12 protein-coding genes are annotated in these 12,267 nt (G+C 74.0%); 9 read left to right on the top strand and 3 right to left on the bottom strand.

Annotation, left to right across the window (positions count from 1 at the left end; translation table 11 throughout):
- The first annotated feature begins 2 nt into the window (after positions 1-2).
- Positions 3-494, top strand: a complete 492-nt coding sequence (locus ABZW30_RS18645) for an NUDIX hydrolase (protein ID WP_355672195.1) — start codon at positions 3-5, stop codon at positions 492-494.
- 55 nt (positions 495-549) lie between these two features.
- Here the strand turns inward: ABZW30_RS18645 and ABZW30_RS18640 are convergent, their stop codons facing one another.
- Positions 550-1,314: a Clp protease N-terminal domain-containing protein gene (locus ABZW30_RS18640; RefSeq protein ID WP_355672194.1), complete on the bottom strand. Its 765-nt coding sequence runs from the start codon at positions 1,312-1,314 to the stop codon at positions 550-552.
- A gap of 96 nt (positions 1,315-1,410) precedes the next feature.
- Here ABZW30_RS18640 and ABZW30_RS18635 point away from each other — a divergent pair, with 96 nt between their 5' ends.
- On the top strand, positions 1,411-2,001 hold the full coding sequence (locus ABZW30_RS18635; protein ID WP_355672193.1) for a GNAT family N-acetyltransferase: 591 nt from the start codon (positions 1,411-1,413) through the stop codon (positions 1,999-2,001).
- 18 nt (positions 2,002-2,019) lie between these two features.
- Here the strand turns inward: ABZW30_RS18635 and ABZW30_RS18630 are convergent, their stop codons facing one another.
- Together ABZW30_RS18630 and ABZW30_RS18625 are read right to left on the bottom strand one after the other, a co-directional pair.
- Entirely contained in the window at positions 2,020-2,757 is a 738-nt protein-coding gene (locus ABZW30_RS18630; RefSeq protein ID WP_355672192.1) for a tyrosine-protein phosphatase, read from the bottom strand.
- A 130-nt stretch (positions 2,758-2,887) separates the two neighbouring features.
- Positions 2,888-3,598, bottom strand: a complete 711-nt coding sequence (locus ABZW30_RS18625) for a VC0807 family protein (protein ID WP_355672191.1) — start codon at positions 3,596-3,598, stop codon at positions 2,888-2,890.
- A gap of 647 nt (positions 3,599-4,245) precedes the next feature.
- On the opposite strand from ABZW30_RS18625, the gene ABZW30_RS18620 reads away from it, so the two are divergent.
- The 7 genes from ABZW30_RS18620 (at position 4,246) to ABZW30_RS18590 (ending at position 12,247) form a co-directional block, all read left to right on the top strand.
- Positions 4,246-4,935, top strand: a complete 690-nt coding sequence (locus ABZW30_RS18620; protein WP_355672224.1) for an RNA polymerase sigma factor — start codon at positions 4,246-4,248, stop codon at positions 4,933-4,935.
- Positions 4,932-5,915: a hypothetical protein gene (locus ABZW30_RS18615; RefSeq protein WP_355672190.1), complete on the top strand. Its 984-nt coding sequence runs from the start codon at positions 4,932-4,934 to the stop codon at positions 5,913-5,915. The genes ABZW30_RS18620 and ABZW30_RS18615 overlap by 4 nt, the downstream gene beginning before the upstream one ends.
- Positions 5,916-6,287: 372 nt before the next feature.
- Complete coding sequence (locus ABZW30_RS18610; protein WP_355672189.1) at positions 6,288-6,998, top strand: hypothetical protein; 711 nt, start codon at positions 6,288-6,290, stop codon at positions 6,996-6,998.
- A 214-nt stretch (positions 6,999-7,212) separates the two neighbouring features.
- On the top strand, positions 7,213-9,492 hold the full coding sequence (locus ABZW30_RS18605; protein WP_355672188.1) for a bifunctional polysaccharide deacetylase/glycosyltransferase family 2 protein: 2,280 nt from the start codon (positions 7,213-7,215) through the stop codon (positions 9,490-9,492).
- A 12-nt stretch (positions 9,493-9,504) separates the two neighbouring features.
- Positions 9,505-11,049: a protein kinase gene (locus ABZW30_RS18600; RefSeq protein WP_355672187.1), complete on the top strand. Its 1,545-nt coding sequence runs from the start codon at positions 9,505-9,507 to the stop codon at positions 11,047-11,049.
- 170 nt (positions 11,050-11,219) lie between these two features.
- Positions 11,220-11,654 carry a hypothetical protein gene (locus ABZW30_RS18595; protein ID WP_355672186.1) on the top strand — a complete coding sequence of 145 codons (435 nt, stop codon included), beginning with the start codon at positions 11,220-11,222 and terminating at the stop codon, positions 11,652-11,654.
- Complete coding sequence (locus ABZW30_RS18590) at positions 11,651-12,247, top strand: TetR/AcrR family transcriptional regulator C-terminal domain-containing protein (RefSeq protein WP_355672185.1); 597 nt, start codon at positions 11,651-11,653, stop codon at positions 12,245-12,247. The genes ABZW30_RS18595 and ABZW30_RS18590 overlap by 4 nt, the downstream gene beginning before the upstream one ends.
- Positions 12,248-12,267 lie beyond the last annotated feature (20 nt).

Genomic DNA, 12,267 nt, shown 5'->3' with positions numbered 1-12,267 from the left:
CAGTGACGGCTGAGCCCTTGAAGTCCCGCGAGGAATGGCTGGCCTCGCTGCCCCGGATCTACGCGGCCGCGGGCTGCCTGCTGCGCGACGAGTCCGGCCGGATCCTGATCGTGAAGGCCGGGTACCGCGAGCACTGGCAGTTCCCGGGCGGGACGATCGACCTCGGCGAGGGCCCGGTCGAGTGCGCCAAGCGGGAGTTGGAGGAGGAGACCGGCATCGTCCAGGAGGCCGGTGAGCTGCTGGCCATCTCCTGGACCCACCCCTCGGGCGAACTGGACCACCCCGCCGAGCACTTCATGTTCGACTTCGGCACCGTCCCGGACGGCACCCCCGTGACCGTCCCGGTCGGCGAGCTGGACGCCTACCGCTGGGCCGCCGTCGAGGAGGCGCTGGACCTGCTCGGCCCGGCCCGCTCGGCCCGACTGCGGGCGGCCCTGGACGCGGCCGCCGACGGCCGGGTCCGGATCGTCACCACCCACATCTCCGGGTTCTAGACACAGGTGCCGTGCCCCGGGCGGGAGTTCCGCCCGGGGCACGACACAGGTGACCTCACTGCTGCTGCTCGGCGGCCTTTGCATCGCGGGCGGCGATGATGGCGGCGATGGCCTCCGAGACGAAGGTCTCCGTCTCGGGCTTGTCCACTTTCAGTCCGGCAAGCACGCCCTGGCCGTTCTCGAACTCCAGCAGCGCGAGCAGGATGTGCTCGGTGCCGACGTAGTTGTGCCCGAGCTTGAGCGCCTCGCGGAAGGTCAGCTCCACCACCTTCTTGCCCTGGGCGTCGTACGGGATCAGCGCGGGCAGCACCTGGTCGACGGCGGCCGGCAGGACGGCGGTGACCGCCGCCCGGACGGCCTCCGGGGTGATGCCCTGGGCGGCGAGTGCCTTGACCCCGATGCCCTCGGGCTCGGCGAGCAGGCCGAGCAGGATGTGCTCGGCGGTGATCTCGGGGTTGCCCGCCCGTCGGGCCTCCTCCTGCGAGGCCACGATGACCTTGCGGGCCCGGGGCGTGAACCGGGAGAAGCCCTGGCTGGGGTCGAGGTCGGCAGGGGTGCCCGGGTCCTTGGGGACGAATCGCTTCTGGGCGGCCTGCTTGCTGACGCCCATGCTGCGGCCGATGTCGGTCCAGGACGCGCCGGAGCGGCGGGCCTGGTCGACGAAGTGGCCGATCAGGTGGTCGGCGAGGTCGCCGAGGTGGTCGGCGGCGATGACCGCGTCGGAGAGCTGGTCGAGCGCGTCGGTGTGGACCTTCTTGATCGCGGCGATCAGGTCGTCGAGGCGCAACGGAGTGGTGTTGGGAACAACGGGATTCTCCATGCGTCAACCGTAGGTTGTCGATCCTCGGATCGTCAACCATCGGTTGACGCTACTCGCAGGTAGTGTTCGGTGACCGCTGCGGAACGGAGGCGCCCTATGGACGGACTGCGGATCCTGGTCCTGCCCGAGGCCGGAGTGCCACGTGAACTCAAGCTCCAGGTGGCCGAGTTGCAGGAGATCGCCTGGCCGGGCGGGCCCAGTGGGCCCGCCCCGGGCGCCGACCCGGTGCACGACCCGGCGCTGCGCCCGCTCTCCCTCCTCCTGCTCTTCGGCGACCGCGTCCTGGCCGCCCTCGACCTGCTCTCCAAGGGCCTCGTCCATGCGGGCCGGACGTACGCGGCCACCGGCCTGAGCACCGTGGTCACCGACCCGGCCCACCGCGGCCGCGGCTACGGGCGGCACCTGGTGGCCGCGGCCCGCGCCGTCGCCGGGGAGCGCGGCGCCGACCTCGGGCTGTTCACCTGCGACCGCGGACTCCAGGGCTTCTACGAGGGCGCCGGCTGGGAGTGGCTGCCGGGCGCGGTGCTGGTCGGCGGCACGGCCGAGGAGCCCTTCCCCAGCGATCGGGAGGGCTTCGACAAGGTGGTGCTGGCGGCCTTCTTCACCGAGCGCGCCCGGCGCCACCGGGCGGACTTCCCGCACCGGCGGATCGCCCTTCACCCGGGGGCGATCGACAAGCTCTGGTGACCGCCCGGCGGGTTGCGCCTACGCGGCGGACAGCAGTCGCTCCCGGACAGCGGCGATCTGGGCGGGCGTGACCCCCGCCGCGAGCAGGTAACCGGCCGGGTCGAACCCGTCGAGCGTGGACTCCAGGACGGCCTCGGCGCTGGTCCCGGCTTCGGTCAGCACCGCGTCGATCCGCTGGTACGGGTCCGGCAGGCCGAGCATCCCGTAGAGCGGCCGGACATTGGGGCCGCTCAGCAGGTAGTCCTCGGCGATCGCGGCCCGGTCGACCCCGGCCAGGGCGAGCAGCAGCAGGGTGGCCAGGCCGGTGCGGTCACGGCCGGCGCCGCAGTGCACCACCAGCCCGCCGGGGCGGGCGCCGGCGATCGCGGTGACCAGCGCGGCGGCGGCGTGCGGGCAGTGGTCCAGGTACGGGCGGAGGGCCAGCGGGGTGCCGTCCAGGCGGCCGTAGGCGTCCCACCAGGCGGAGCCGGCCAGCTCGTCCAGCGGGACGCGGATCAGCTCGACGCCCTCGGGGAGCGGGAGGAGCGGGCTGTACTCCTCGGTGTTGCGCAGGTCGATCACGGTGCGGACGCCGTGGTCGAGGAGGGCGTCCCAGCCCTCTCGGGTGAGGCGGTCCAGGTTGTCCGCCCGGGCTATCGCCCCGCGGGCGGTCAGCCGGCCGGAGGCGGTGGGCAGTCCGCCCAGGTCGCGGACGTTCAGGCAGCCGTCCCAGACGAGGGTGCGGTCCTCGGTGGTGGTCAGCGCGTTCGTCCGCATGTGGGCTCCCCGGTTCGTCGTTTCGGGGGGTCCCGTTACCCCCTCGTTATAAGGACTCCCGGGAGATCCCGATGGTTCCTGGCTGTTCGCATCCTCGGAACCGGCTGTTCAGGCAGTGCTCAGGTGGTGCTCAGGCGGCGGTCGGCTGCTCGGCCTCGGCGCTGACCAGCTTCTCGATCGGCTCGACCGCGATCTGGCCGAGCATCGAGCCGCCCACGATCGCGCCGATCAGGAACACGGTGGACAGCCAGGCCATGGTCGAGACCGGCAGGGTGAAGGCGCCGACCACCCGGGCCGCGCACTCGGTCAGCAGCGCGGTGCCCCAGATGCCGGCGAACACCCGCTCGTGGCGGCGGAAGGCCCGCGAGGCGGCCGCCCGGCCCTCGACCAGCCGCTGCCAGGCGGCGGCCCGGTCCCGCTTGCCCTTGGTCACGAAGGGCATCAGCATCGGGGTCATCACGGGGCGGCCGACCAGCGCCGAGACCAGGATCGCCAGCGCCACGGTGCCGCTCAGCCCGCCGTCCTTGGCGATCATCATCCGGGCGTCGCCGGTGACGAAGGTGAGCGCCAGGCCTGCCAGGTTGACCACCAGCATCAGCGAGGCCCACAGGTTGAGCTTGCGCTCGCTCAGCGGGCCGAGGATGGTCCGGGCCGCCGGGAAGGCGCTGCTCCAGGCCAGTGCGGCGAACTCGCTCAGACCGCAGGCCGAGTGCAGCACGTAGTAGCCGACCAGCGGAGCGGCCACGTCCAGGGCGAGCGGGCGGAGCCCGGAGACCAGCGGGTTCCGCTCCTTGGCGGGACCGGTGGTGGCGGTGGCGGCGCTGGCGGTCTGGCTGCTCATGGTGGGTTCCTCCCCGGCTGGCGGCCGCGGGCCCTGCCCGCGTCGTGCCTCCAGTTTTTCCGGCCGACCCTCCGCCGGAGCAGTGCCGTCCGTTGCCGGATCCGCATGACAGTTGTCATGGTGCGCGCCATGACACCCCCTCCGACCTGCGTGTTTACGGAGACGCCTACAGCTCGCGGCCCGGGCGCGAGGTGCTCGCGCAGTCCCCTCGCGTACGGCCCGTGGGCAGTCGTCATCGCGGTTCATCCCGGGGGGTGGTCCCTCCGGTCCCGCTCCGGCCGGGTCGGTGATCCGCATGTGGACGCACGTACGGGTACGGAGTGGTCACGGCGGGTCGCGGCGGTGGGCCGGGCGCATCGGCGGGCCCGGCGTCCGGACGCGGTCGCGGCCCGGATCGATTCGTCTACCGACGGCGTAGGTGGGAGCGGCGCCCCGGGGGCTCCGGGTGAGCGACAGCCGTCGGCGGGACCGCGGCCCCGGCCGGACCGGTCCTCCGACCGGCGCCGCCCCGTTCGCCGGGATGGCGCATCATGTGGCGGGTGCAGAGTGCAGAACGCCCCGGAGCGGGCACCGGCGGACCTGCCGGTGGGCCCGGACCAGTACCCCCCGACGGCCCGCCACCGGGCCGCACCCCCACTCCCACCGACCTGACCGAGGCGGTGCGCGCCGCCCAGGGAGGGGACGAGGAAGCCTTCCGGCTGCTGTTCCGGACCGTCCAGCCGGGCCTGCTGCGCTACTTGCGGGTGCTGGTCGGCGGACGGCCCGAGGACGCGCAGGACGCCGAGGACATCGCCTCCGAGGCCTGGCTGCAGATCGCCCGCGACCTGCGCGGCTTCTCCGGCGACGGGGACGGCTTCCGGGGCTGGGCCGCCACCATCGCCCGCAACCGGGCGATGGACCACCTGCGGGCCAGACGCCGCCGGCCGGTCGCCGACCTGCCCTTCGAGTACCTGGCCGAGCTCGCTGCCGGGGACGACACCGCGGGCGCCGCGCTGTCCGCGGTCGGCACCGGCGACGCGCTGGCGCTGATCTCCCGGCTGCCGCGCGACCAGGCCGAGGCGGTGCTGCTGAGAGTGGTCATGGAGCTGGATGCCGAGAGCGCCGCCCAGGTGCTCGGCAAGCGGGCCGGCAGCGTCCGGATGGCCGCCCACCGCGGGCTGAAGAAGCTGGCCAAGCTGCTGGAACAGCACGGCGTGACCGGGATCCCGGCCGCGCGTCGGTCCTCCGAATCCTCCGCCGGATCGCGCGCCGGGGAGCCCCTGGAAAACCCCGCGAAAAAAAGTTCTCCGCAAGGTGTGACAGAACGCCGGGCCGCGACGCTGAAGGACATGAGATGAGCACCAACCGATCCCGTCGGATCGACCGTGATACTGCCGAGCAGCTGCTCGGCGGTGCCGTGGGCGGCCCGTCGGCCGGGCAGGACGCCTCGCTCACCGGACCGGACGGTCCCGGGCAGCTCGCCCGGGTGCTGGCCGCGGCCGCCGCCCCGGCGACGGCAGCGGAACTGTCCGGGGAGGAGGCCGCACTGGCCGCGTTCCGGGAGGCGAGTCTCACGCCCGAACCCGTTGTGACCCCCGTCCGGAGACGATCGATGGCAACCGCCGCGCTGGCCAGGGCCTTCAGTACGAAGGCCGCTGCCGCCGTGCTCGGTGCCACCGCGCTGTGCGGGGTGGCGGTCGCCGCCGGAACCGGGAACCTGCCGTCCGGCCTGGGTGGTGGTGGGCCCGAACCGGAGCGCACCCCGCCCGCCGCGAGCGAGGTCTTCGGCAGCCCGTCGGGCACCGGCAAGGCCACCGGTTCCCAGTCGGGCGCCACGCCGTCCGGCAGCTCCACCCGGCCGTCCACCACCAACCCCCAGTCGTCCGGATCCTCCACCGCCCCGACGCCTTCGGCGAACGGGCACGGTGGCCAGGCGGCCACTCCGGCACAGGTCGCCCTGTGCCACGTCTTCGCCGACCGGACGGCCAAGGGCGACCGCCCCGGCCAACTGGTCGCCGATCCCCAGTTCGCTCAGCTGGTCTCCGCGGCCGGCAGCGCGGACGCGGTGGCGGAGTACTGCGGGGAGGCACTCGGCAAACCGGGAGGCGACTCCCATCCGGGCGCCGGCACGCAGTCGCACGACCCCGGCCGGGCCACCGGCAACCCCGGCACCGACCCGAACACCGGCGTCGGCAAGGGGAACGGGGACGGCAACGCCAACGGCGGCCCCGGGAACAAGCCCGGGAAGCCCGGTGCGACGGTTCCGCCCGAACCGGCCGTGCCCACCCCGTCCGCCGTCCGGCCGAGCAAGACCGACAACTCCACCACCGAGAGGTAACCCCAGAACTCCGGGTGGGCGGCGAGCGACTCCCCCCGGGCTCGCCGCCCCCCGGACCGAACCACCCGCACCACCTGCACCACCGCAACACCACCCGAAAGCTCCGGGTGGGCGGCGAGCGACTCCCCCCGGGCTCGCCGCTCACCCGGATCGAACCACCCGCACCACCTGCACCACCGCAACACCACCCGAAAGCTCCGGGTGGCCGGTCGGCTCCCCCGTGCCCGCCGTCCACCCGGCCGGCCCCGGCCGGACCGGCAGGCGCTCTCCCCGGACGCGCCGCCGGACCGACCGGCCCGGAACGTGCGGCCCGCCCGCCCGCAGTCAGGGCGGGCCGCACACCCCCCGTGCCCGGACCGAACTGGACCGACCGTGACCGTCACTCTGTACGACCACGAGCCGGCGGTCGGGGAACCGCTGCCCGGTTCCCCGGCCGCCTCCCCTTCCCCTGAGGCCGCCGAGACCACCGCCCTCCCGGCCTTCGTGGACACCGACACCACCGCCCTCCCGGCCTTCGTGGCCACCGACACCGCCGAACTCCCGGCCGTTGTGGCCGACCCGTCCACCCAGGACACCGGGGCCACCCCGGCCCCGGTGTTCGTGGACTCCTCCGGCCGCCGCCAGCGCCGGGTCCGTCGACTCGGCCTGCTGCTGGCCGTCCCCGCGGCCGGCTACCTGGCGCTACTGGTCAGCACCGTGCTCGGCGGCCCCACCGTCAGCACGCCGTTCCTGCCGCTGCCACAGGCCCCCGTCGCCGTCGCCCCGGCGCCCACCCCCGTCCCGTCGGCGACCGACCCGGTCCCGACCGACATCGGGACGGAACGGCCCGATTCCGTGCAGCCGGGGTCGGCCCACCCGACCGCGGCCGCCCACCGCCCCACCGCCTCGGCGGCCCCCAGCCACCCTGCGGCGCCCCCCGCCCCCGGGGGCCTCCCGGCGACCCCCACGGCGCACCCCACCGTCGCCCCGCCGCCCTCCAACGGCAACGGCAACGGAGGCACCACCGCATCCCCCAGCGCCGCCCCGACCCCCGGCCACGGCCGCCCGACCGACTCACCCGGCAACCGCCCGACCAAGCTCTGAGCCGCCGACCGTCCTGCGGGCACCCGGGCAAAACCCGCCCCCAGCCCGCACCGGACCACCGTCCCCGCGGGCGCGCAGGGCGAAGCCCGCGCGCCCGCACCCCCACCCCAGCGAGAGGGACGCGCTGCGGGAGGGGCCGCTCCCGACACCCATCCTCGCGAGAGCCACGCCCCGACAGGCACCCCCGACCCCAACCCCGGAAAGCACCCAGCCCGTGAGCAACGCCCGCCGCCGAAAGGCCGCCCCGCCCGCCCGGACCCAGCGCCGGGGCCGCCGCGGCGTCGTCCGTCAGCCGAAGGGCCCGCTCCGCACCCACTGGCTGTTGCTGACCGCCCTGCTGCTCACCCTGACCGCCACCCTCCTCTTCCAGGGCTACACCCAGCACCTCTACGACGACCGTCCCGACGGTGACACCGCCCCGGCCGCCGCCGGTACCGTCCCGGAGGAGATCCGCACCGGCGGACCGGTCATCGACGCCCCCGCCGGGACGGCGCCCCGCACCGCCGCCCCCAAGCCCGGCACCATCGCGCTCACCTTCGACGACGGCCCCGATCCGCGCTGGACCCCACAGGTCCTCGACATCCTGAAGAAGGCCGGCGTCCACGCCACCTTCTTCGTGGTCGGAACCCAGGCCGCCGCCCACCCCGAGCTGGTCCAGCGGATGATCGCCGAGGGCCACCAGGTGGGCGTCCACACCTTCACCCACACCGATCTCGGCGCCGCCCCCTCCTGGCGCCGCTCGCTGGAACTGCGCGAGGCCCAGCTGACCCTGGCCGGGGCCGCCGACGTCACCAGCTCGCTGCTGCGCCCGCCGTACTCCTCGACCACCGAGGCCGTGGACGACCCCGGCTGGTCGGCCATCCAGCAGGCCGGCCGGGAGGGCTACCTGACGGTGCTCACCACCCAGGACAGCGAGGACTGGCGCCGCCCCGGCGTGCCCGCGATCGTCAAGGCGGCGACCGCAGGGGCCGGCAACCAGGGCCAGGTCCTGCTGATGCACGACGCCGGCGGTGACCGTCAGCAGACCGTCGACGCGCTGGGCCCCGTGCTGGCTCAGTTGAAGGCCCGGGGTTTCCACTTCGCCACGGTGAGCGAGGCCGTCGGTCTGCCGAACCCGGTCCACCCGGCCGGGGCCGGCGACCACTGGCAGGGCCTCGCCCTGATCTGGCTGCTGAACGGCGGGAACTGGGTGCTCACCGTGCTGGGCTGGCTGCTCTGGGCGGCGGGCGCGGTCAGCATGTTGCGCGCGGTCGTCGTCCTGTACGCCGCGAACCGGCACAAGCGGTTGCGCCGCCGTGGCTGGGGCCCGCCGGTCACCGAGCCGGTCAGCGTGATCGTCCCGGCGTACAACGAGATCGCCGGGATCGAGCCGGCCGTCCGCTCGCTGCTGGCCTCCGACCACCCGGTCGAGGTGATCGTGGTCGACGACGGCTCCACGGACGGCACCGCGGACCTCGTGGAGTCGCTGAACCTGCCGTACGTCCGGGTGATCCGGCAGGAGAACGCCGGCAAGCCGACCGCCCTGAACACCGGCATCGCGGCCGCGCGCGCCGAGTTGCTGGTGATGGTCGACGGCGACACCGTCTTCGAGCCGGACGCCGTCCGGATGCTGGTGCAGCCCTTCGCCGACCCCACCGTCGGCGCCGTCTCCGGCAACGCCAAGGTGGTCAACCGCGGTGGCCTGCTGGGTCGTTGGCAGCACATCGAGTACGTGGTCGGCTTCAACCTGGACCGCCGGCTGTTCGACCTGGCCGAGTGCATGCCCACCGTGCCCGGCGCGGTCGGCGCCTTCCGCCGCTCCGCGCTGCTGGCCGTCGGGGGCGTGGGTGAGGAGACCCTGGCCGAGGACACCGACCTCACCATGGCCCTGTGCCGGGACGGCTGGCGGGTCGTGTACGAGGAGCGGGCCAAAGCCTGGACGGAGGCCCCCGCCTCGCTGAGCGCCCTGTGGCGCCAGCGCTACCGCTGGTGCTACGGCACCCTGCAGGCGATGTGGAAGCACCGCGGCGCGCTCACCCAACGCGGGCAGGCGGGCAAGCTGGGCCGCCGCGGCCTGCTCTACCTGCTGATGTTCCAGGTGCTGCTGCCGCTGCTGGCCCCGGTCGTGGACGTCTTCGCGCTGTACGGGCTGGCCTTCCTCGATCCGGTCCGGATCACCGGCCTGTGGGCGGCGTTCCTGCTGGTCCAGATGCTGATGGGGGCGTACGCGTTCCGGATGGACAAGGAGAAGCTCGGGCCGCTCTGGAGTCTGCCGCTCCAGCAGTTCGTCTACCGGCAGCTGATGTACCTGGTGGTGATCCAGTCCGTGTTCACCGCGCTGGCGGGTTCCCGGCTGCGTTGGCAGCGGATGCAGCGCTACGGCAGCCTCCAGACCCCGCCCACCGCTGTGCCGACCGTTTTGCCCGCTCAGGGAACTGCTCCGGACCCCGTTGGCGTCGGCGGCTATCGTGCACAGGTGCACGAGGCGGCCCGGAACCCCGGGCACGGCACGTGAGGGGAGTTCCAGGTGATCGGACGGGCGCTTAACGGGCGTTACGAACTCGTCGAGATTCTCGGCGTCGGCGGCATGGCCACCGTCTGGCGCGGGGTGGACCGCGTGCTGGGCCGCCAGGTGGCCGTGAAGATCCTCAACGGGGGCCTCGCCGACGACCCGCGCTTCGCCGAGCGGTTCAGCCGTGAGGCGCAGCACGCGGCCATGCTGGTGCACCCGAGGATCGTCATGGTCTTCGACTCGGGCGTGGACCAGGGCACCCCGTTCATCGTCATGGAGCTGGTCCAGGGCCGCTCGCTGGCCGCGATCCTGGCCCAGCAGCCACAGCTGCCGGTGGAGCGCGCGGTCGGCATCGCGGCGGCGGTCTGCGAGGCGCTGGCGGTCGCGCACGCGGCCGAGCTGGTGCACCGGGACATCAAGCCCGGGAACATCATGATCACCGACGACGGCGGCGTGAAGGTCGTCGACTTCGGCATCGCCCGGGCCGGCTCCTCCAGCAACCTGACCCAGACCGCGAGCGTGCTCGGCACCGCCGCCTACCTCTCGCCCGAGCAGGCCACCGCCTCCGCCCTGGACGGCCGCACCGACCTGTACGCGGTCGGCTGCGTGCTGACCGAGATGCTCACCGGCGAGACCCCGTTCACCGCCGAGACCCCGGTGGCGATCGCCTTCAAGCACGTCAGCGAGCAGCCCCTGCCGCCGTCCGTACGGCGCCCGGGCCTGCCGCCCGCGCTGGACGCGGCCGTGCTGCGGCTGCTCGCCAAGAAGCCGGCCGACCGCCCGGCCGATGCCACCGCGGCGCGTGTCGAGCTGCTGGCCACCGTCCCGGGCCTGGCCGTCGGCGATCCGACGGCGGAGCTGCTCGCGACCGCCGCTCCCACCCAGATGCTGCCGCCGGTCGCCCCGGTGAACCCGGACCAGCAGCACACCACCCTGCTCCCGTCCCAGCCGCACCGGCCCCCGGCCGCCGCCACCTCGGTGATGGCGCCGATCCCGGCCGCGCCGCCCGCCGCCCCTCCCGCGCCCGCCCGGAACCGCCGCACCAAGCCCCTGGTCCTCGGCGCCCTCGGCATAGCCGGCCTGGCCGGGATCACCGCCCTGGCCCTCACCGCCTTCGACGAGCCGGCCGGCCACGCCGCCGCCAAGCCCGCCGCCAAGCCCGCGGCCACCGCCCCCGCCACCACCCCGGCGGGCGCGCCCGCGCCCACCCCGACCACCGGCTCCGCCGCCCCCAGCACCCCGGCCCCCACTCAGACCGTCCCGCGCAACCAGCCTGCCGAGCTCCAGCTGCAGTCCTTCCGTCAGGCCGTCGTCCAGGCCCCGATCACCAAGGAGCGCGACAAGCAGGCGGAGCTGCTGCGGATCCTCGACGACTCTGCCGCCCGCCTCAACGAGGGCAACCCCGACGAGGCCGCCCAGACGCTCAAGGACGCCCAGAAGACGATCAAGGACCTGGGCAAGAAGCGCGCCATCGACGCCCCCACCAACGCCAACTGGAACGCCCGCCTCGGCGCCCTGTTCGCCACCCTCCACGCGACGGCCGACAACCAGGACGGCTGACCGCCCGCGTGCGGCGCAGGAAGTCGGCCCGGCCGACTTCCTGCGTGGCCGCCGGCTTGCGCTTCAATGCTCCGTATGCGAATCGCTGGCCCTGGGGTTGCCCGGCCCGAAGTTCGCCCGCTAGATTGTCTACAGCGTAAATTTACGACGTAGACAAATGGGGGCCCATCGTGCTGCACACCCTTGCGATCGTCCTGCCACTGGTCTGGCTGGGCTGGCTGGTCCTCACCGAGTGGGTGCCGATGTTCCCGCTGAACGACCTGAAGCCCGGCAACCGGGGCCCGCGACTGCTCGCCGCCGCGATCAACTACCCCTTCCCGCTGGCGATCGCGGCCGGGATCACGGTGGACACCGGCTGGTCGGTGACCGGTGCGATGGCGCTGTGCGGGCTGGTGCTGGCCGGTCACGTGGCGAGCTGGTGGCTGCCGTACTTCGGGTTCAGCACCGCTGCCCAGCGTGACGTCTACCGGCGGGACTACGCCCGGACGTTGAAGATCCTGCCGACCGAGGGCAGGGACGTGGTGATCGACGTCCAGCACCTGGTCGTCGGCGTGCTGACCCTGTTGATGACCGGAACCACCGCAGCCGTCACCATGGGCACATGAGCACCGAGACACCCCGCCGCCGGCCCGGCCGGCCCCCGCAGATCGACGCCGACGGGATCACGGCCGCCGCCGTGGCGGTCATCGACGCCGAGGGGCTGGAGGCGCTGACCATGCGCCGGATCGGCACCGAGCTGGGGGTGACGGCGATGTCGCTCTACCGCCACCTGCCCAACCGGGACGCGGTGCTGGCCGCCGTGGTCAACCGCCTGGTCGGCGAGGTCGAGGTCGAGGTGGCGGACGGCGCGTCGTGGCCGCAGGCCCTGGAGGCGTTCGCCCGTGACTACCGACGGATGCTGCTGGCCCACCCGAACGCCGTTCCGCTGCTGGCCAGCCACCCGGTGGACGAGGCCGCCGGCCGGGCGGTGGTCGCCCCGGTCCTGGAGCGGTTCCGTACCGGGGGAGTCGCCGATGCGGAAGCCGTCACCGCCGTGCAGTCGGTGGGGGTTTACGTGCTCGGCCACGCCCTTGCCCAGGTGGGCACCCCGCCCGGCGCCGTCCGCGCCCCGCAGCCCGCCGAAACCGCCTACTACGACCGGTGGTTCGACAGCGGCCTGGACGCCTTCGTCCTAGGCCTCCGTCAGCAGCTCGACTGATCCGGTCGGCCGGGCCCGCA

Origin of the sequence: Kitasatospora sp. NPDC004669, from assembly GCF_040609455.1 — a bacterium.
Lineage (GTDB): Bacteria > Actinomycetota > Actinomycetes > Streptomycetales > Streptomycetaceae > Kitasatospora.
This window is presented reverse-complemented; position numbering and strand designations above follow the sequence as displayed.